Origin of the sequence: Sodaliphilus pleomorphus (genome assembly GCF_009676955.1) — a bacterium.
Lineage (GTDB): Bacteria > Bacteroidota > Bacteroidia > Bacteroidales > Muribaculaceae > Sodaliphilus > Sodaliphilus pleomorphus.
This window is the reverse complement of the sequence record NZ_CP045696.1, coordinates 709,364-730,551: the sequence shown is the minus strand read 5'-3', so window position 1 is coordinate 730,551 and position 21,188 is coordinate 709,364. Positions and strand designations below refer to the sequence as shown.

At 49.5% G+C, this 21,188-nt stretch carries 17 protein-coding genes; 11 read left to right on the top strand and 6 right to left on the bottom strand.

Translation table 11 applies throughout. From position 1 onward, the window contains the following. The first annotated feature begins 19 nt into the window (after positions 1–19). Positions 20–1,759: a fibronectin type III domain-containing protein gene (locus tag GF423_RS03005; protein ID WP_154326983.1), complete on the top strand. Its 1,740-nt coding sequence runs from the start codon at positions 20–22 to the stop codon at positions 1,757–1,759. A gap of 232 nt (positions 1,760–1,991) precedes the next feature. Further along, positions 1,992–2,960, top strand: a complete 969-nt coding sequence (locus tag GF423_RS03000; RefSeq protein ID WP_154326982.1) for an ROK family protein — start codon at positions 1,992–1,994, stop codon at positions 2,958–2,960. A gap of 109 nt (positions 2,961–3,069) precedes the next feature. Here the strand turns inward: GF423_RS03000 and GF423_RS02995 are convergent, their stop codons facing one another. Continuing rightward, complete coding sequence (locus GF423_RS02995; protein WP_154326981.1) at positions 3,070–3,594, bottom strand: hypothetical protein; 525 nt, start codon at positions 3,592–3,594, stop codon at positions 3,070–3,072. Between the two features lie 272 nt (positions 3,595–3,866). Between GF423_RS02995 and ligA the strand changes: the two genes are divergently transcribed. The 6 genes from ligA to GF423_RS02965 all read left to right on the top strand — a co-directional run bounded on the left by ligA (position 3,867) and on the right by GF423_RS02965 (position 13,840). Further along, on the top strand, positions 3,867–5,891 hold the full coding sequence (gene ligA / locus GF423_RS02990; RefSeq protein WP_154326980.1) for an NAD-dependent DNA ligase LigA: 2,025 nt from the start codon (positions 3,867–3,869) through the stop codon (positions 5,889–5,891). A 371-nt stretch (positions 5,892–6,262) separates the two neighbouring features. Then, positions 6,263–6,430 carry a hypothetical protein gene (locus tag GF423_RS02985; RefSeq protein WP_154326979.1) on the top strand — a complete coding sequence of 56 codons (168 nt, stop codon included), beginning with the start codon at positions 6,263–6,265 and terminating at the stop codon, positions 6,428–6,430. 29 nt (positions 6,431–6,459) lie between these two features. After that, a complete protein-coding gene (locus GF423_RS02980) occupies positions 6,460–7,710 on the top strand; it encodes an MAP7 domain-containing protein (protein ID WP_154326978.1) in 1,251 nt (416 codons plus the stop codon). A 5-nt stretch (positions 7,711–7,715) separates the two neighbouring features. Then, positions 7,716–8,786: a DUF1848 domain-containing protein gene (locus tag GF423_RS02975; protein ID WP_154326977.1), complete on the top strand. Its 1,071-nt coding sequence runs from the start codon at positions 7,716–7,718 to the stop codon at positions 8,784–8,786. After that, positions 8,786–13,015, top strand: a complete 4,230-nt coding sequence (locus GF423_RS02970) for a DEAD/DEAH box helicase (RefSeq protein WP_154326976.1) — start codon at positions 8,786–8,788, stop codon at positions 13,013–13,015. Before GF423_RS02975 ends, GF423_RS02970 begins: the two co-directional genes overlap by 1 nt. Before the next feature lie 6 nt (positions 13,016–13,021). After that, positions 13,022–13,840 (top strand): hypothetical protein, encoded by an 819-nt coding sequence (locus GF423_RS02965; protein WP_154326975.1) that lies wholly within the window; start codon positions 13,022–13,024, stop codon positions 13,838–13,840. A gap of 139 nt (positions 13,841–13,979) precedes the next feature. On the opposite strand, the gene GF423_RS02960 is transcribed toward GF423_RS02965, so the two are convergent. The 5 genes from GF423_RS02960 to GF423_RS02940 form a co-directional block, all read right to left on the bottom strand. Next, positions 13,980–14,642 (bottom strand): DUF4251 domain-containing protein, encoded by a 663-nt coding sequence (locus tag GF423_RS02960; RefSeq protein ID WP_154326974.1) that lies wholly within the window; start codon positions 14,640–14,642, stop codon positions 13,980–13,982. Positions 14,643–14,728: 86 nt separating this feature from the next. Next, positions 14,729–15,298: a response regulator transcription factor gene (locus GF423_RS02955; protein ID WP_154326973.1), complete on the bottom strand. Its 570-nt coding sequence runs from the start codon at positions 15,296–15,298 to the stop codon at positions 14,729–14,731. Continuing rightward, positions 15,295–15,987: a hemerythrin domain-containing protein gene (locus GF423_RS02950; protein ID WP_206113342.1), complete on the bottom strand. Its 693-nt coding sequence runs from the start codon at positions 15,985–15,987 to the stop codon at positions 15,295–15,297. Before GF423_RS02950 ends, GF423_RS02955 begins: the two co-directional genes overlap by 4 nt. 14 nt (positions 15,988–16,001) lie before the next feature. Then, positions 16,002–16,199, bottom strand: coding sequence for a FeoB-associated Cys-rich membrane protein (locus GF423_RS02945; protein WP_206113341.1), 198 nt, complete (start codon positions 16,197–16,199; stop codon positions 16,002–16,004). A gap of 139 nt (positions 16,200–16,338) precedes the next feature. After that, entirely contained in the window at positions 16,339–18,741 is a 2,403-nt protein-coding gene (locus GF423_RS02940) for a TonB-dependent receptor (protein WP_154326970.1), read from the bottom strand. A gap of 519 nt (positions 18,742–19,260) precedes the next feature. Between GF423_RS02940 and GF423_RS02935 the strand changes: the two genes are divergently transcribed. The 3 genes from GF423_RS02935 to GF423_RS02925 are packed head-to-tail and all read left to right on the top strand — an operon-like array spanning position 19,261 to position 20,824. After that, complete coding sequence (locus GF423_RS02935; RefSeq protein ID WP_154326969.1) at positions 19,261–19,434, top strand: RHS repeat-associated core domain-containing protein; 174 nt, start codon at positions 19,261–19,263, stop codon at positions 19,432–19,434. Positions 19,435–19,461: 27 nt separating this feature from the next. Further along, the gene (locus GF423_RS02930) at positions 19,462–20,148 is read left to right on the top strand and encodes a hypothetical protein (protein ID WP_154326968.1); all 687 of its coding nucleotides are present in this window, start codon (positions 19,462–19,464) and stop codon (positions 20,146–20,148) included. 19 nt (positions 20,149–20,167) lie between these two features. Further along, entirely contained in the window at positions 20,168–20,824 is a 657-nt protein-coding gene (locus GF423_RS02925) for a hypothetical protein (RefSeq protein ID WP_154326967.1), read from the top strand. Positions 20,825–21,188: the final 364 nt, after the last annotated feature.

The window sequence follows — 21,188 nt, the reverse complement described above, 5'->3', positions numbered from 1 at the left end:
AAAAATCAAAACCCAAATCATGAAAAGAATTCTACTCACCCTGATGATTGCCCTTGCGGCAGTCCTGACCATGAGCGCCAGCGAGCCCACGGTCATCTTCACCCAAGACTTCAACGCCTTTACCGAGGGCACCGAGCAAGAACCATCCACGACCGACATTTCCACTTCCAAGCTGGGCCAGACCCTCAAGGGCTGGAGCGGCAAGAACGTGTATGAGGCCGGCGGCAAGCTGCTGATAGGCGACTACGGCTACCTGCAGTCGAGCCGCTACGACATGTCGGCCAACTCGGGCATCGTGCGCATCACGCTGCGTGTCAAGGCCCTCTCTGAGACCGGCGGCGTTGTGCGCGTGAAGCTGGGCTATACCACGACCAAGGACATTTATGTCTACGACAGCGAGTGGTACACATTGTCGATTATCACCACAGGCGGCACCTCGTCGACCTATGTGCGTGTGGAGCCCTACATCACCTTCAATGGCATCATGGTCGACGAGCTCAAGGTGGAGACCAGTCCCGACTTCTTCCCCGTGCCCGAAGCGCTGCAACCCACCAAGGCCGACGGCACCTCGTTCACTGCACGTTGGGCCCGAGTGACTGGCGCCAAGGCCTATATTCTCGACGTCTACACCAAGGCTGCCACGGGCAGGGACTATGTGCTGCAAAACGACACCGTGACCACGACCACACGCAAGGTGACTGACCTCGATGCCAGCAAGAAGTACTACTATGTGGTGCGTGCCACCAATGGCACAGCCGTGAGCGACTACAGCAACGAAATCGAGGTGATAAAGGTGGTGTCGAGCATCGAGGCTCCTGTGGCCACTGCTGCCACAGGCGTGACCGAGACTGGCTTCACGGCCAACTGGAAGAGTGTGCCCGAGGCCGAGCTCTACAAGCTGAACGTGTACAAGAACACCCGCATCAAGGAGACTGGCTTGACCACGCTGCTCGACGAGGACTTCTCTGGGGTGACCCAGGGCACGTTCACGAGCGTCGAGTTTGGCAAGCTGCAGGAGTATCTCGACGACTACACGCATCAGTCGGGCTGGTATGGCGTGAACCACGTGTTTGCCGCCGGCACTATCGGCCTTGCGCCCTATGGCGACGCGGCCTCGCTCACCACACCCTATCTTGACCTGTCCAACGACGAGGGCAAGGTGCAGGCCACCATCAACATGGACGCACAGCTTTTTGGCGAGAGCCTTGCCGACACCGTGCAGGTGCAACTCGTCGGCGCCCAGGACCAGGTGCTCGAAACGGTAACCCAGCCACTCGCAGGGGGGTTCAAACCCTATGTGATCAACTTCACCAAGGGCGCTGCCAATGCTGCCGTACGCGTGTATTACACGGGCAAGAACAAGGTATTTATCGACCAGATGAGCCTTGCACAGGTCCTGCCTGCAGGCTACGAGATCATCGCTCCCATGCTCTCGACCGAAACCGAGGGTACCTCGCTCGACGTGACCGGCCTCGATCCCATGGGCGACGGGGTGAGCTATAGCTATACTGTGCAGTCGGCCTGCCGCTCGGTCGACTACAAGGGCGAGATCATCTATGTCTACTCCGCAGCCTCCAATCTTGTCAAGGTCGAGAACGAGAACACTGGAACAGACGAGACAGTGACGGCCAAGGGCGTGAAGCGCGTGACCTACTATGACCTGGCCGGCCGCAGCTCGGCAACGCCGCACCAGGGCGTGAATGTGGTGGTCACCCTCTACACCGACGGCACCAAGCGCGTGACCAAGGTGGTGAAATAACCATTGCCACGTGGCCGTGCCGCACCCTGGGGCGCGGCCCCGAAATCATGGCTGGGTTGCACATCTCCGTGCAGCCCAGCCATTGATGTTGCAAAGATTACGCTCACAATTGGCTGCCAGCGAAATATAAATTGCTGGCAAAAAATGCGATAAAGTCGAGAAAATATTCTATCTTTGTGGAAGAGAAACAATTGACACATCTATAAACTTAAAATTTAAATTTTCAACAAACATGGCAAAACCTTATGTAATAGGTATCGATATGGGCGGCACCAACACCGCCTTCGGTATCGTCGACGCTCGCGGCAATGTGATTGCGAGCGACTCGATCAAGACTGTGAAGCACGCCGACATCAATGACTATATCGACGAACTCCACACCGAAATCACCCGCGTGATCACCGCCAACGACGCTGCAGGCAAAATACAAGGCATAGGCATCGGCGCCCCCAATGCCAACTACTACACCGGCATCATCGAGGATGCTCCCAACCTGCCCTGGAAGGGCCCCATCCCGTTTGCCAACATGATAAGTGAGAAATTCGGCATCCCGTGCATCATCACCAACGATGCCAACGCTGCCGCAATAGGCGAGATGACCTATGGTGCCGCGCGAGGCATGAAAGACTTCATCATGATCACCCTGGGCACCGGTGTGGGCAGCGGCATCGTGATCAATGGCCAGATGGTGTATGGCCACGACGGCTTTGCCGGCGAGCTGGGCCACGTGATTGTGAAACGCACCAACGGGCGCGTGTGCGGTTGTGGCCGCACGGGCTGCCTCGAGGCCTACTGCTCGGCTACTGGCGTTGCCCGCACGGCACGCGAGTTTCTCGAGATACGCGACGACGAGTCGAAGTTGCGCAACTACGACATCGAGTCGATCACTTCCAAAGATGTGTACGACTGCGCCATCGCAGGCGACAAGCTGGCCAAGGAAATCTTCGACTACACAGGCACCATCCTGGGCGAGGCACTTGCCGACTTTACCGCCTTCTCGAGCCCCGAGGCCTTTGTGCTCTTCGGCGGCCTCACCAAGAGCGGCGACCTCATCATGAACCCCATCAAGGAAGCCTATGAGAAAAACGTGCTCGGCATCTACAAGGGCAAGACCAAGATCATGCTCAGCGAGATGAAGGAGAGCGATGCTGCCATCCTGGGTGCTTCGGCTCTGGGCTGGGAGGTGAAAGACACCGACTGAGCTTGACCGCTACCGGCGCGCCAACCATAGCTGGGAGGGGGGACAATGGTTTCACACCACAGTGTCGAGCCATTGTCCCCCCTCTTCCTTCTTCTCTTGTTGCCACGTGTCACTTGCCAGCAGCCTGCAGCGGGGGTTGGACGAAGCTGATGAGGCCGAAGGCGTCGCCACTCTCTATGTAGAGCGTGAGCGTTTTCTCCATGCCTGTGTCGTTGGGCTTGAACACGGCAATGAGCAGGTTGCCTTTGTCTTTTGCCTTCCACGAGATGGAGTCCTCATTCACCGGGGTTGCAGTTTGGTTTTTTTCATCAAGCTCAAGCCACTTGTGGTGCTCATCGTTGGAATATTGCCAGCCGTAGGCTGTGTGCAGGCTGTCGCCCAGTGTGTACTCGGCACGGTTAAACCAGAATCCGCCATAGTTTGTGCAAGCAAAGACCACCGAGTCGCCGGCGGCTGCCACCTGATAGTTGTCGCCCACCTTGGTCACGTTGGCCGGGACTTCCCATTTCATCGGGTCCCAGTCTCCATCTACAACATCATCATTACTGCACGATACCATCATGCTGGTTATCACGAGGCACATGAGGGCCGCGGTGGCGATGTGCCGAGCTGCAGCCAGTTGCAATTGTTTCATCCTGTGTATTTTGTTTTTAGTTTTTAGTTTGTTTAATTATATTGCGGTTTAGTGGGGCAGGATTTTATCTCGCCTACGTTTATACAACGGCATCGAGGCCGATTTGCTGCATCGAGGTATGTTAAATGTTGTTAATTGTCATGGCTTGCCTATGGCAATAGGCCATCATGCAACTGTGCCTGTAAGTCAAAAAAAATTGGCGCAGGAGCAAGAAGAGCTGAAAATTGTGCACAATTTTCACTAAATTTGCTCAATAAAACAACGTGTTTCCAATGGATGATTTATTTGCCGACCAGAACGAGCAGGATGTGAAGCGCATCAAGCAACTGCGCGACGAGCTCAATCGCCACAACTACAACTACTATGTGCTCAACCAGCCTGTGATAAGCGACCAGGACTATGACCACATGATGCGACAGCTCCAGGACTTGGAGAAGGCGCACCCCGAGTGCTTCGACCCGCTGTCGCCCACTCAGCGCGTGGGCAGCGACTTGAGCCAGGGCTTCAAGCAGGTGGTGCACGAGCGCCCCATGCAGAGCCTGGGCAACAGCTACTCGATAGGGGAGGTGCAGGATTTCCTGCGCCGTGCCAAGGATGGCCTGGGAGGCGAGCCGGTGCAGATTGTGGGCGAAATGAAATACGACGGCACGAGCATCTCGATCACCTACGAGCACGGGCGGCTGGTGCGTGCCGTGACCCGCGGCGACGGCGTGCGCGGCGACGACGTGACGGCCAACGTGATCACCATCAAGAGCGTGCCCTTGCAGTTGCAGCCTGGCGACTGGCCCGAAAAGTTTGAGGTGCGCGGCGAGATATTGCTGCCCTGGAAAAACTTTGAGCGGCTCAACAAGGAGCGCCAGTACAACGAGGAACCCCTCTTTGCCAACCCGCGCAATGCCGCCGCCGGCACCTTGAAGATGCAGAACAGCGCCGAGGTGGCCCGCCGCGGCCTTGATGCCTACTTCTACTTCCTGCTGGGCGACCAAGTTGCGATATCCACCCATGTTGAGCGCATGGAGGCCTTGCAACGCTGGGGCTTCAAGGTGGCCGGGCACACCATTTTGCCATCGATCGACTCGGTGGTTGATTTTATCAACTACTGGGACAAGGAGCGCAAAAACCTGCCCATTGCCACCGACGGCTTGGTGTTTAAGCTCAACTCGATCGAGCAGTGGGCCACCCTGGGTAGCACAGCCAAGGCTCCGCGCTGGGCAATTGCCTACAAGTTTGCTCCCGAGCGTGAATGCTCGCGTCTGCGTTACATCTCGTTCGAGGTGGGGCGTACGGGCGTCATTACTCCTGTGGCCAACATCGACCCGGTGCAGCTCTCGGGCACCGTTGTGAAACGCGCCTCGTTGCACAACGAGGACATCATACGCCAGCTCGACATCCACGACGGCGACTACCTCTATGTAGAAAAAGGCGGAGAAATCATTCCAAAGATAGTGGGCGTCGACCTCAAGCGGCGTGCACCGGGCAGCCAGCCCGTGAAGTTTGTGACCCATTGCCCGGTGTGCGGCACGCCGCTCAAGCGCGTGGAGGGCGAGGCTGCCTGGGTGTGCCCCAACAAGTATGAGTGCCCGCCGCAAATCACGGGCCGCATCGAGCACTTTGTGGGGCGCCACGCGATGAATATCGACGGCATAGGCGAGGAGGTGGCTGTGCAGCTGCACGAGAGCGGCCTGGTCAACAACATTGCCGATCTCTACGACCTCACACAGCCCCAACTCGTGAAGCTTGAGCACTTCCAGGACAAGGCGGCCACGCGCATCATGCGAGGCCTTGAGGCCTCGCGCCAGGTGCCCTTTGCCCGTGTCATCTTTGCGCTCTCTATTTCCTATGTGGGCGAGACCACTGCCCGGGTGCTTACCCGCAACGTGAAGAGCATCGATCGGCTCATGGCCATGCCGGCCGAGCAGCTGGCTGCCATACCCGAGATAGGCCCCAAGATAGCTGCCTCGATTGTAGAATACTTCTCGGTGCCTGCCAACCGCGACATTGTGGAGCGCCTGCGCAAGGCCGGCTTGCAGATGGAGCTCAGCCAGGAGGAGCTGGCCGGCCACACCACCAAGCTCGAGGGCAAAAAAATAGTGATAAGCGGTGTCTTCGCCCATCATTCCCGCGACGAGTACAAGGCCATGATCGAGCAGAACGGCGGCAAAAACGTGAGCAGCATCTCCAAGGCCACCAGCTTTGTCTTTGCCGGCGACAACATGGGCCCGGCCAAGCTGGAGAAGGCCCGCAAGCTGGGCATCCCCATCGTGAGCGAGGACGAATTCCTGAAAATGCTACAGTGAGCCCATAGCGTCCTAACAAAAAATCTCGAAATTCATGAGTAGCCGTATCATAGCAGATAGCAGACTGTCTTGAGTAACTCTTCTACACGTGTAAACTGGCGATGCTCACATCATGTGTAAATCACCATGCGGCATTGGCGAGGAAAAGCTATCTTGTCCACATAAAGGAAGCGGACGCTCATAAATGTGTTAGAGCACAGCGACGATGTAAGCTAGAAAAAGACCATTTGAGTTTTGCTTTAGAGTTTATTTTCCCTCCGTTTTAATACTATCACATTTTACTAATGGGAAGATGATCAATAAGGTCTGGCACGGAAATTGCAATTTAAATATTGACAATTGAAATTATTACCTTTTAAAGATTGCTAAATATGAACTACGATGAAGACTACGAAGACTATGAGATTGATTATGATGACTACGGCTCACACTATGGTGATTTTTCTGGCACTTTTGCACAAGACGTAGAGGGCTACAGTGATGATGCTATTTATGACGCTTTCGACGGTGACCCTGAAGCCTATTGGAACATCGACTGAAAATTCACAAACCTTCTAATCTTAACGATATGGGTCTATTTGATTTTTTATTTGGAAACAAGAAGATAGAACGTGAACGCCAAGAGGAGTTTCGCTTAAAACAAGAAGCCGAGATGAGACTCCATGCCGAGGAACAACGTCGTCAAGCCGAAGTACGCCGTCGCGCTGAAGAACAACGCAACCGGCAGGAACAAGAACGTCAAGAGGCGATCCTTTCAAATTTTGATTTTGATTCAAACTGCCATCAACGTTATGAGAGCGGAACACCAGTCAAAGATTTGCAGGTGTGTCCACGTTTCATCAGAATCAGAAAGAACACAAATGGTTGCCGTGGTTATCATCTAAAGAATGGGGACGGTTACATACTCACTGCTACAAATGGTGATACTGGGCAACCTCAATTCGCTGCCAAACCTATGCGTGTTGCAAAGATTTCTGACAATGAGATACTGCTGAAAGGTTACATAGTTTCGGCGCAAACTCCCTTTGGCTGGCAAGATATTGATTTGTCTGACTATGGTTTCTCGATCATCCTGAAAAAGGGCAAGGTGGACAAATGTATTCTCCATATGTATGACCGTAATGTGGATTTGGAGTACAGAATACGAAGTTCACAACAAGAAGCTACATCGACATGCGCAAAGAAAGAACTAACGGAAACAGAGAAATTTGTAAATGAAGCATTGGCTCAGTTACAAATGGGTAATGATGGTGATGCCACTTACCATCCCTTGTACCAGGCATGGAGATCTTATCGTTATGATCCAGCCCAACTTTCTGAAATTCAAAATTACGGAGAGTACGGCATGGGCTTAATGATTTTCCTTTCATTCGGCACTATTTCAGATATTGACGACCAACAACAATTGGCGAGTCTTGCATACTTGTTCATAAGCAAAGCTATCAATAAAAAGCCCACGGACTGCAACCTATACAAGAACCGTATTCTTTTAATGCTTACTAACCACGAAGCATTTCAATATACAGTTTCATCTGCAGTTAATACTGGAGACGGACTTGGCTTTATGGGCTTTTCGAATTTTGAGGGTCGAGACTCAATGTATAAAATGGAGTTTGCCGACCTCAATGCAAGTCCGCGCCTTCTTTTAATTGATTTGTTTGCCTCCAAGTATAGAGACTTGAAATTGAAAATCGCTTCAAATTTCTTTGGGCAAGGCAAGAACGAGCCATCAATCGTCACAGAAGGCAAGGCACTTCATGCAAAGGTTCTTGCTTATCTTGAGGACAAGGTTATAAAAGACGGAAATATTGATTTTTAACGCCTATGGCAACTTGGGATAAGAAGAAACTGCCGCGCGAGAATGGTGAACTTGTAGATATGCAAGTTCCCGTTCTCGTGTCGGCAAGTCGCAGTACCGACATTCCTGCGTTTTATGCCGACTGGTTTTTCCATCGGCTTGATAAAGCTGGTTACTCGGCATGGACGAACCCGTTTAACGGAGTTCGCAGTTATGTTTCGTACCAAAACACACGTTTTATTGTGTTCTGGTCTAAGAATCCAAGACCTCTGCTTGAATATCTGCCAATCCTTGAACGCAGAGGGATTGGCTGCTATATCCAGTACTCACTAAACGACTATGAAGCCGAAGGCTTGGAAAAAAGCGTACCGCCCATTGCACAACGCATCGATATATTCAAACAACTCGTCGAGCGACTTGGCAAAGGTCATGTTATTTGGCGGTTTGACCCATTGGTTCTTACCGAGCAAATCAGCATTGACACTTTACTTGCCAAAATTGAAAATATCGGTAACCAACTGTTCGGCTACACCGAGAAACTGGTATTCAGCTTTGCCGACATTGTGAGTTACCGCAAGGTGCAGTACAACCTCACGAAAGCCAACATCCATTACATTGATTGGAGTGAGGAGCAAATGCGAGAGTTCGCTGGGAAACTAGCTAAACTCAACGATAAATGGGGCTATGAATTAGCGACCTGCGGCGAAAAGATTGACCTCACAGAGTTCGGAGTACAGAAAAACCACTGCGTCGACGATGACTTAATCATCCGTCTCGCGCATCAAGATAAAGTCCTAATGGACTACCTAAATGTTAAGATACACCCCATGCCGCAAGCAGGATTGTTCGGCGAAACCGACCCACTGCCCGATGGCGCAATCATGCTGCCTGGTGGCAGATATGCCACACATGGCGACAACCGCGACAAAGGACAACGCCTTTTCTGCGGTTGCGTCAAGAGCAAAGACATCGGAGAATACAACACTTGTGTTCACGGTTGCGAGTACTGCTATGCAAACGCCAGCAAAGAACTTGCCGTCGCCAACCTGCGCTCGCACAAAGAAAACCCATTCGCCGAAACAATAACAGGGAGATAATGCCAAACTTTAGAGAAACAATAAGCAGTTGTCACAATCTTAATCTCAGTGTAATTAGAGATGCGGCGCGGCAAGCTTTGCCAGTGCAATATCGCCGTACACCTTGGGTTTTGACCAATCAAGGAGGTTCTGATATTGACAATACGATATATACAGAAGAAATACAACTTGACGCATACCTCGCATCTTATGTCGATTGGCATAAGGGCAAGCTAGACAGAGCTTTCTCGTTGATAAACGAACAGCTTCCACCGCAAATCAATATTATTGATTGGGCATGTGGACAAGGCTTAGCAACACTCTATTTGATTGACTATATCAAAGAGAAACATTTGCAATGCAGGATTAAAGAAGTAATCCTTATTGAACCATCTACTGTCGCATTGGAAAGAGCGAAGTTTTTAATCGGCTTGTTTGACAAAGACATCAAGGTTAAAAGCCATAACAAAAAGCTGAACGAGGTGACTTCTTCTGACCTTATTTTTGAGCGACAAATCCCAGTATATCAAATGTTCTCTAACATTCTTGATATAGGTGGAATAGACCTCAAACACCTATCGCAAATTATATATGCGAATAACCGGTGTAGCAATATGCTTGTATGCGTCAGCCCTTATTATCTTAGTGGTAACCTGCGTATACAATCATTCCTGCGATATTTTAGAAGACCGCTTGCATTTGAGAAGTCGGAAATCCTTTCGGATAAATCGTCGTTAGGTTATACCTACAACATCAATGTGTTGAAGTTGCAGGCTAACGCCGAACAGCAAATCATCAAATATGCTTTCTATCCAGCTATTCAATTCCGTGCGTCATACGACTTATCAGTTGCGGAACACTTCGTTCAGAACAGCAACCGTTTGACATATTTCGATGTATATGCTCCATTTGATTTGGGCGCAAGTATCAGCGATGATATGCACCCTATCTTGGCTGTTCTTAACAATATAATTACGCGAGGTCTGCCCACAAAAGTATCACCATTCGTCGAACGTCAATTTTGCGGTACAAATCTTATTTCAGAAACAAGTTCTAACGGTGTAATTAGTTTTGCCCCAAACAATGCAGAAGGCATTGAGCCATTTGACCGACAAGAGCTTCAATTCAGTGGCAATGACTTACTTGATGAAATAGGATATTCGCCAACGGCTATTGCCCGAATCCAAAAACTTATTGTAGAAGTTCTTATTTCTGGCAAGCTCGATTTGCTGGCACCTGAATGGGATATATTGGTTGAAGAAAAGGATGTGCCTTGTGCTGCTTTGGCATTTGAAGATTTCAAACAAATGTTCAATGCAATCACAAGCATAAGCACTGAATATGCAAATCTAAAACTGCCTGAAATTAACTTATATGTTATTGGGTCAAAACAGTACATTGATTCAAAATTACACTTGAATTGCTATCGCACTGACAAAATAACTGACGACCTGCGTGAACACGAATATGATTTAGTAATTCATAATTCAACCGCCGTTAAGGTTAATGATTTTGACTTTAGCACATTCAGGGCAAAGAATGATTGCTATTTCGCCATTTTCTCTGCCGAAGATGATAACTTAACGGCTGAACGATATTTCTATACAACAGACCGCATTGACTATCAGCCATTCGTGCTTAAGAATGAGCAGGGCACATTCATTGAGCAACATGAGCAAGTCAGCACTCTGACTTATTTCCTTAACTTGCTGTTCCGAAAAGAAAAATTCCGAAACGGTCAATTGCCAATTCTCACGCGAGCATTGAGTAATTTGCCGGTCATTGGTCTGCTCCCAACTGGTAGCGGTAAGTCATTAACTTACCAACTGGCAGCCTTGCTCCAACCAGGTATCACCATTGTTATTGACCCCCTCATATCCCTAATGAAAGATCAATTCGATGGCTTGATTAACGCCGGCATAGACTGCTGCACCTACATCAATTCTACAGTTGATGACAAGGCTGTACGGGAAGAACAAATGGAACAATCCAAAATGTTGTTTGTTTTCTTATCACCCGAAAGACTTTGCATTCGCGGTTTCAGAACAAGATTGAGAAACATGGAAAGTCTTCGCGTTTATTTCGCTTATGGAGTAATTGATGAGGTGCATTGTGTTTCGGAATGGGGACACGACTTTAGATTTACATACCTGCATTTGGGCAGAAACTTATACCAATATGTCCTTCCCAAACAGAAAGAGGGTGAGAAACGACATCTTTCTTTGTTCGGACTTACTGCAACTGCCTCATTCGATGTCCTCGCCGACGTTGAACGCGAGTTGTCAGGCAATGGAGCATTTCCAATCGATAGTGACGCGATTGTTCGTTATGAAAATACTAATCGTTTGGAATTGCAATATCACGTTGTGCAAGTTGATGGCTATGATTGCCCTACGAAATGGGATGTATATAGGAAAAAGAATGACTACTTACCGACTGTTATAAGACGTAGCCATTTGGAACTTGCCAAACTTCAATCGCCTGAAAATATTGCTCTGATAAAACGTCGCTTCATCGAGCGTGAATCAATCACAGATGAAAGTATAAAGCAGGAAATAGAAAACGCTGATTTGGCGATTGATGTTGCTCCTGATTGGTATGCTGAAGAACCTAATAAAGCTGCTGCTATTGTGTTCTGCCCACATCGCAGGGGCAGTCTAGGTGTCAAAAGTACAGCGAGTAATACAGGTGTTGCTGACTCAATTTCCGATGAATTGGAAAATGCAGAAGTCAGCAGATATGTTGGCGGTGATGTGTTGACAGAACAAGAGCGGTTTATTAGGGGAGAATCATCAATTATGGTTGCAACCAAAGCATTCGGTATGGGCATTGACAAGCCGAATGTGCGATTCACCTACAACATCAACTTCTCCGGGTCGCTTGAAGCTTTCGTGCAAGAGGCTGGTCGTGCAGGTCGTGATAGAAAAATGGCACTTGCCACTATCTTATACTGCCCCAAAGAATGTTTGGAGCAAAACCCTCGCACACGACTTATGGAAAATGTTGCAGTTGATTATGGTGTGCATAAATTCTTTTTCGACAACAACTTCATTGGGGAAGATTTTGAGAAAAGAATTATGTACTATTTGCTCACACAATCAGTAACAGATGTTTCTGATGAGGAAGCATCTGATTCCCCAAAAATCCAACACAAGCAAGTGTCTGGATTTATGGAGGAACTGCTCGCCACAAAGGAGGGTGATCCGCTTGTCTCGTATATCTCATATTCGCCACAAATTAATGCTGAGTCTGTTGAACGCCTTAACGCGCAATTAAGAAGAAACGGATTCCCAATACTCGTGTTCAAAGATTCGCGAGACGTTAAGGATGGAGAGGTCGAATTTGTGGCAACTATCGAAAAGGCAATATATCGAATGTGTTGTGTTGGTATTATTGATGATTACACGCGAGATTATACAACACAACAATTTCGTATTGTCACTAAACGAAGGAGTGATGAGGAATACTTCAATCAATTAAAGACGTTCCTCATGCGGTATTATACCGAAGAACGCGCTGATTTAGAAATGCGCAATGCCTTTAATTATAAAGGTCAAAATGCCATGCAGAAATGTCTGGGCTATATAACCGAATTTGTTTATAGCAAGATTGCCACTAAACGCGAGCGTGCAATTCGTGATATGGAAACTTTCTGCGAGCAAGCGGTTAATTCACCCGACAACTGGCTTGAAACAAATGAAGAACTGAAAGACTTCATTTATTACTATTTCAATTCTAAGTTCGCTCGCGAAGATTATGTCACAGAAGAAAACGTGCCATATAGTTTAACCGCCGACACGGAGTATGGGAAAAAATCTTCCTATGGCATTCTTTTCAAATACATGAACGTTGTAGATGATGATGTGGTGGGCACATCGGGTTCACCCAAAGACAATATCAATCATCTGTTAGGAGCTGTGCGTCTTATTAGGAGATCTCTTACTGATACAAATCCAGCTTTAGATTTTCTTAATGTTTATTGCCTATTATATTTAAATGTACAAGATAGCGATAATTTGCGCAGAGAACTGCGCGATAGTTTCATCATGGGATATAAGGAATTTAGGCGACGCTCAACTGATTTAGATGAGTTCTATAGCAAAATGGATCTTTTTATTAATAAATTAAAAGAGAAAAACGCTGTCACAGGTGAATGTCTTGAACAACTTGAAGAATGGCAACAAATCAGTGAAGTTGAGTATCAACTTACTTGGCTGGATAATTTTAAGGCAAAATATCTAAAAAAATAAAGAAATATGGAAAGCAATGAACTATTTAAAACCATAGAGCGATTGAAAGCGTCGCTTGAAGATATTGATTCGGCTCGCGAGCAGGTCAATAAAACTGTAAATGCTTATGCTGGAACGCAAAGGGAGATTGACAATTATGCATCCAAACTAAATGGTGTGCAAGCTGCACTCAATAGTTTGATAGTGCTATTGAAATCCAATAAGGTCGTTATTGACCAGCAAGCTACACAAGCAGTCAAGGACTTAAATGCTTCCTGTGCTAACATCGTTTCTGAAACTAAGGCAGGCCTCACTGCTACGACTAATGATTTCAAGATCGCTAGCGATGAAAGCGTGGGTAAGATTAATAATCAGGTGGAACATTTGAACGAAGCTATAAAAAAAACTTCTACTATAAGTAGAGAAATATCAGAACTGACTTTTTCAATTAAGAGTTTACATGATTATTTAAGGTCATCGCAAGAAGCTCAAGATGTTGCTGTTGGTGATATTAAAACAAAACAGGCCGAAGATAGTAACCAAATCTCTGCAATTGGCCAGTCGCTTGATAAAGCAAATGTTACAATTATGGACCTGGACTCAGGCCTAAAAAAGACCTTAAGTGAACTTGCACAATGTAAAACAGATTTGGAAGACATTAAGAGTGCTATTGTTCGGCGAATCAATAATGTGCACTCTTCCCTCGAGAATAAGATCGGAACATTAGAGAATACTTTAGTCAACAAGAATGAGAAACTAGCTAAAAAAGTAGGAACGCTTCAAATCTTGCTGATAGCTCAGCTGGTTATAAGTGTAATCACAACAGTTCTCCTTTTCGTGAAATAAGTGCAGCATCTTTCCCTCTGGTGAGGAACTTCTGACGGACAATATTGAGTGTTTGATTAGTCAATTAACTGATTAATTAAGTTATCCGTTGTCAATTCTCCTTTTGTTGGGTGACGCAGTCGGGCGAGTTGGAGTGGCGTCAACGGGGAGATGTGGGCTTGGGCTGCTTGTAGGGGAGCAGCTTGCCACGCAGTGTGAAGCTGCCGCGTCCCATGGCCGGGGTGACTGTGGCTTCGGCATCGCCGCTGCCATGGAAGAGTGTGATATACACGTCGCAGTTCACGTCGCTGCCCACCAGGGTGAAGTTCATGAAGAGGTCGCCCTTCTTGTTGGAGCTGAACGTGGGCTTGCCCACACGGCCCTTGAAGGTGAAGCCGCCCATGTTGTTGAGCCCGGGGTTGATGCCGCGACCGGCAGTTTGAAACACGCCTGAGTGGCCTTGCACGAGCACAAAATTGGCCTGCTCGTCGGCACTGGCGTCGATGGCGCCGCTGGGACTGTGCCGCACGCTGCTGGCCATGAGCACAAAGTAGCCCTCGCGCATGGCGCGGGCTGCCTTCTGGAAGCGCATGGTGCCCAGCTGGGCTTTCACCTGCTTGCGCGTGTTCTTGTCTTTGATTTTGTCGACTGCCACCAGTTGCACAGTGTCGCGCTTCTCGATTGTGCCCGACTGCTGCTGGTTGGTGCTGTGGGGCGCGGTTGCAGTTTGGGCGCTGCACCATGTGGCTCCGGCCATCATGAGAGAGAATGCCAAAACAATCTTTTTCACCATCATTTCCTCCTTTTTGGTTGTTGTGTACAAATATAACACCTTATGGTGTCATTTCGTGCATGACTTGTAACTAAAAAAAGACAAAATGACTTAAAAATATTGTTGCTTGAAGGGGATCACTCCTCGATGAGATTGTTGAGCATGGCATAGACGGTGAGGCCGGCCACCGACTTGATGCCGGTCTTGTGCATGATGTTTTTGCGGTGTGAAATCACCGTGTGCACCGACACGTTCATCTTCTCGGCTATTTCCTTGTTGGTCAGCCCGCGTGCCACCTCGATAAGCACAGCGGTCTCGCGCTTGGTGAGGTCGTAGTTGGTGATCTTGCGCGGCCCGTCTTGCTCAAGGTTGCGCTCGGCCAGTTGCACGAGGTGCTCGACGATGGTGCCGGCACTCTGGCGTATGTCGAGCACCAGGTCGAAGGTGTTGAGTCGCCAGGGCTCTACATACTGGTAGAGCAGGGCTGCCGTTTTCACGCCCTGCGATTGCAGCATTGCGCCTGCATCGTGCGCCAGGGTGGGGTTGGCGATCACGATGTCGGGCTTGAGGGCGGTGATGTGGCTCTCGATGTCGTCGAGGTTGGGCACAGGCGAGAGCAGCGAGAACCGTGTGGGTTTCCCCAGTATGGCCTTCAGGCCCTCGACGATGACCTGCGATGGCTCGGCTATGAGAATCCTGGTTTTCATTTCACCTTCTTTTCAATCCATTTTACATAGGGAATCATGATTTTCTCCTCTATCAGGTTGTGCTTTTTCAAGTCTTGCGAGAGTTGGAGGATGTCGAGCACTGCATCGATAGGGTCGTCGCCGGTGACACTTGCCGGCAGATACTTGAAGATGATCTGCGTCAGGTCGTCGAGCTTGTCCTGCAGGTTGCCGTGCAACGCGATGAAGTCGTTGATGCGCCCCTTGCCGCGCTGTCCTTGCTGCAAGGCCAGGATGCAGGGATACACGTTCTGTTCCTCGTCGGTGAAGTGCAGTTCTATCTCGATGAGATAGGCCTTGAAGAAGGCTTCAAAGGCCTTGCGCACCCTTGTGGTGGGCAGTTGCTGGGCAATGCGGTCGATGTGGTTGGCAATGTGGGGCAGTCGCTTGCACGTGTAGTAGCGGTGGCAGGCCTTGAGGTAGGGCACGAGGCCGCTCATGTCGGTGCCGGCCACGGTCTCGAGTGCGGGCACATAGTCGTCGTGGGCCTGCACATTACATATTAGCAGGAAAAAGTCGGGGTCGACGCCGTGCTTGGCACACACCTCGGCCACCGTTTTGTCGCCGAAGCCCAGAGGTATGTTCAGGCGCTGAAACGTGAGCAGCAGCCCTGGGCAGGCTGTGATCATGTCGGCAAGGCGGTGTTGCTTGCCAAAGAGTAGGTTGTCCATATCTAAAAAAAAAATCATTTACTCTCAGGGGCCTGGTGGGCTTGCTGCGGTGTGCAGCAAGGCTTGTCGTGCTTGGCCCTGTTCTTGCGGCTCTGGCAATGGCTGCCGCAGCCGCAGCCGCAATCGCCATGCCCCTGTTTCACAAATCGTCGTGCCGATACAATCACGGCCACTGCAATGACGGCGATAATAACAATGTCGGCAATCGTCATTCTCTGTATTCCTCCTATATTATTGTTGGCACAAAGATAGTGCGATTTTTTCTCAACCGGCATCCCCTCTTGTGGTGATTTTTGGGGCTGCGCCCTCATCACAATAGGCTATGCCCGTGGCCGCTGTGGTGCAGCAGTCTCAGAAGGTCATCGAGAGGCGCACGTTGAGCTGGCGGCGAGTGAGGTAATTGGGCACGGCATACTGGATGTTGTTGACGTCGGTCACCCAGTAGTAGCTGCTCACGTTGGAGATGTCGAGCAGGTTGAACACGTCGAGTCCTATCCACACGCTCTTGAAGTTGCTCAGCAGGCCGGTGGCCGGTCGGTGCTCCTTGTCGACCAGGGCAAAGCTCAGGCCCGCATCGACACGCTTGTAGGCTGGCTGACGAAACCAGCTGTTGGCTCGCGTCTTGTTGGGCGCCACGGTGGGTAGGCCGTCGCTCAGCACGCCCTTGAGGCTGAACTTGAGCCGCGGCAGGTTGGGAAAATAATCGGTGAAAAACAGTGCTACGCTGTAGCGCTGGTCGGTGGGCAGGGGCACCTTCACGCCGTTGATGTCTTCCTGCGTCTTCATGAGCGAGAAGCTAATCCACGAGTCGGTGCCTTCCACAAACTGGCCGAAGAGTTTCATGTCGATGCCGGCGATGTAGCCGTTGCCGCCGTTGTAGCCCGTGTAGTTGAGCTTCAAGTTGTCGACCTCGTAGGAGATGATGCGGCTCAAGTGCTTGTAGTAGAGTTCGGTGGTGAACTTGAAGGGGCGGTCCATGGCCCTGAAGGTGTAGTCGCCGCCCAGTATCACGTGCACGCTGCGTGGCGACTTGATCTTGTTGTTGAGCGCGACATAGTAGTTGCCCAGCGAGTCGACTTGCTGCTGGCGGTACTCCTTGTAGAAGGGTTGCTGGTAGTAGATGCCGCCGGCCAGCCGCAACGACAGGCGCGAGTTGCCCGCGGGCACATAGCCCAGGCTCATGCGTGGCGAGACGAGGGTCTCCTTGTTGAAGTCCCAGTGCGAGAGGCGGGCGCCCACGTTCACCGAGAGCACCCCGGCGCCCATGTAGAGCTTCCACGTGTCTTGTACAAAGGCCGAGAAGCGCGACGTGTTCAAGTCGTTGGTGCTGCGCTGGCTGTATATCACGTTCACCTCGTGGGGCAGGTGCGGCAGCGAGTAGCCGGCCGAGTCGCGCCACTGCCACTCGCGCGAGCGGTCGTAGATGTCGTCTTTGCGATAGTTGAAACCGTAGGTGAAATTGTTGTGTCCAAGGCCCAGGTTGCCCTTGAGGCCGAAGTTGTAGACGTTGATCTTGAGCCTGTTGCGGGCATGCTCGTGGTACTTGCCCACGCCCAGCTCACCGCCGGTGTTGCCGTCGCCAGCCTCGTTGAGCCAGTACTCGCCGTGTATGTCATAGGCCACAAGCTCGTTGGTCTGGTAGCCCGAGGCCAGCAGTGTGAGGTCGGCACTCTTGCCAAACTTGTAGGTGGCTGTGAGCGCGCCAAAGTAGGTCTGGAATTTGTCCTTCTCCTGGCCGTCGAAGTATACCTTGAACGACTTCACGTTGGTCGACGTGCCGAAGCTCGTCTCGCGGTCCTTGGGCGTGAAGCGGTAGTTGTTGAGCGCAATGTTGCCCAGCACCTGCACCTTGAACTTGCTGCTGGGCGACAGGGTTATGAGTGTCTGGTAGTCGAAGTACTGCGGGTCATACTCGCCCTTGCTCTCGAGCGAGCCCAGCATCGACGAGTTGCGCTTGTAGCGCACGCCGTGCAGCATCGAGAACTTGCCCGTGTGGGTGCCCAGCGCCAGGCTTCCGCCTTGCAGGCTGCCTTGCAGGCTGCCCTCGAAGGCCTCGGGCTCCTTGTAGGTGATGTCGAGCACCGACGACATCTTGTCGGCATACTCGGCATTGTAGCCGCCAGTCGAGAAGCGCACGGCACGCACCATGTCGGGGTTGATGATGCTCAATCCCTCTTGCTGCCCGTTGGTCACCAGTTGCGGGCGATAGACCTCGATGCCGTTGATGTAGACGCTGTTCTCGTCGTAGGCGCCGCCACGCACCATGTATTGCGACGACATCTCGTTCTTCTGCGACACGCCGGCCTGCGTGGCCAGCACGCCCTCCACGCTGCCGCCGTTGATGTCGGGCGTGAGCTTGAGGTTGTTGATGTCGATATCGCTCATCGTGTTGGTCTGCTTCTTGAACTCGGTCACCTTCACCTCGCCCAGCTCCATGGCTTTCTTGTAGAGCTTGGGGTTGATGGTGACACTGCCGGTGGGTTTTATGAGCAAGCGCTTGACCGTGCTGTAGCCCAAACAGTCAAATTGCACCATCACCGAGTCGCGCGTGGGAGCCGAGAGCTCGTAGAGGCCCTTGGGATCGGTAGTTGTCCCTATCGCGGTGCCCGTGATGCTCACGCGGGCAAACTCCACGGGCTTCCCGTCCTCGTCTACCACCTTGCCGCTTATCTTCACCTGTGCCGCCGCCTGCAACGCACCCAGCAGGCACACGGCAAGTAGCAATATCTTGAAATTGACGTGATTTTTAACCATAATTAAATATATAACGCAAAAATGCCCCTTTCAGTATAATCGCACTTGAATAAAAAAGCAGTCCTGCCCGCCACCCCCTATCTTGCCCGCCGCCTGCATGCGTATTGCTCCTTTTATACAACTGTCCTATTATACGAGGCAAACGTATTAGCGATGTCATTCTTAACTGTCAGGTCATAAAAACTCAGGACAAGAAGCATGTGCATAGACGTGATGCCGTAAAGAACGCTGCCATCATTGCAATTACAACTATCGTTGTGAGTCTCATTGTGGCCAACCTCAAGCAATTGCACTCAGCCTGGACGCTCCTTTACTAGCGAATGTTGTTTTCGGGCTGTTCCCCCCCAAAAAAAGCGGTTATTTTTATTGATAAATATTATGATTGGAGCAATAAGCTGCCACCGCTATTCTGAAAGGTGCAGAATAGTGGTCAAAAAGTCCACTTGCAAGGATGTTTTGAAAATTCTTATTAACTTTATAGTTTGAAAATCAGAAACAAGCAAAACCTTTTCATGCCGCATGAATGTTTCACCCACCACATCGCACGACAAGGGCACGGGGCGCGACACGGTGGTGACGCGCACGAGGGCGCGGCTCTACGCCCCCGTGGTCATGCGCTTCACCACCATCGACCCCCTGGCCGAGATGAAGCCCCAAGGTTGTGATAATGAAGGTGTTTACAACATCAACTAAAAAATTAAGGAAAGGAAGTGTATTGTCATGAGTAAAGCAATATATCTGTTATTTTCTGCACTCATAATTTTTACTGTATTATTCTCTTGTCAAGACAAGAGGAAAGCAAGTAGTGGCGATATTGACGTGCAATTCAAAATGTGCACTGTAAATGCTGACAGTGACAGTATTGTGAACATGTTGTGCCGGTCTGGATACTGGATCATATACACGGCTGATGGGTTTCTCAGCAATGGAAAAATCGTATATCACCCAATAGCAAATGCTATGAGATTCATGAAAAACGGGAAACTTTGTTGTGACTTGTATGATTCCACAAAAAAGAATTATGGTGGCAAGGTAAAGAGAGTAAAAGAAGATAAAGCAGCGCTTTATTCATGGAAATGGCACTATGAGGACTCAACAAAAACTGTTTGCGCCATGCGCCCTTCAAGGCTTGTCGGGATGGTAAAAGACACTTTGTATGTAGATGCTTGCCCGTTCAGAGATATATGGGTGTATATAGGGACTGATTTCAATAAAGTGAGAAATGAGCTTGATGTTGAATATAACGACCAGATTCTTTTTTTGCAAAGCGACAGTGGTGGCGACAGCTTTTTTGTCGATGATGGCTCCTGCCAGAACAGTGCGATTCAAACTAAATACAGGCGTGATTCGAATGGCAAGGTGCACATTGTGACATACTATGAAAAAGAAGATAAAATCGTGCAATGATGAATAAAAGAAAAATGCTATGCAGACAAATCTAAAGGATCATATTATAAGAATGGTTGTGGCAGTAACGGCAATTTTCTCGTTTTTCTCATGCTGGCACATGTCAACCAGCAAAGAGGCAAAAAGCATTTCTGGAGCACAGGCTTCCAGGGCCAACAGTATTAAAAGGATGCTGTGTCAAACTGGTTATTGGGTCGTCTACATTGCGTGTGACGAGCCTAAGCATGGGTACTTGCTTTACCATCCATTAAACAACATATACCGATTCTATTCTAACGGGACGTTTGCTGTTGACTTGTATTTTTCTCACGGGCGAAAGTTCGGGGGAGACATTGACCGTAATTTTCATATTGGGAAATGGCGGTATATCGACTCAATGCAAGTTTTAGAAACAAGCGAAAACAACAAAATAACGGCATTCCACAGAGATACCCTCGTGGTGGATAATGCTCCTTATCAAGACCTTTGGATATGTGTTGGTTCAAATGTAAATACAATCGACAATGAAATTAAAGTAAAATATACCGATACTTTACGATATAAAGGGCCTTACTGTTTCAAACAGCTTGACGACATATATCCATTTGGCAATCAAAAAGTTCGCCAGAGGATAAAAGAAAGAGATATGTTGGTATATATAAATGCTCCTGCCACATGTTATATTCCTCCTGAATAGGTGCTAATCATTCATATACACTTTATGATGTGATGGGTTAAAGTCCTAAATACTTCGTTCAACGTAAAAAAATGAAAAGCTTTAGTAACAAAACGACAAAAATCAGGACTAATGCCGTAAAGAACGCTGCCATCATTGCAATTACAACTATTGTTGTGAGTCTCATTGTGGCCAACCTCAAGCAATTGCACTCAGCCTGGACGCTCCTTTACTAAATTGTGCCAACGGGCCGACGTTTCAACCTTTGGAGAGGGTTGGGGTTTTTTGATACTTGTTATGGTCACTTCAATCAGAAAAGCTCCTGGCAAGGTGGCGGGGTTGTGCCCGTGTCACACTTGCCAGGAGCCTTGGCTTGTTGCCGCTT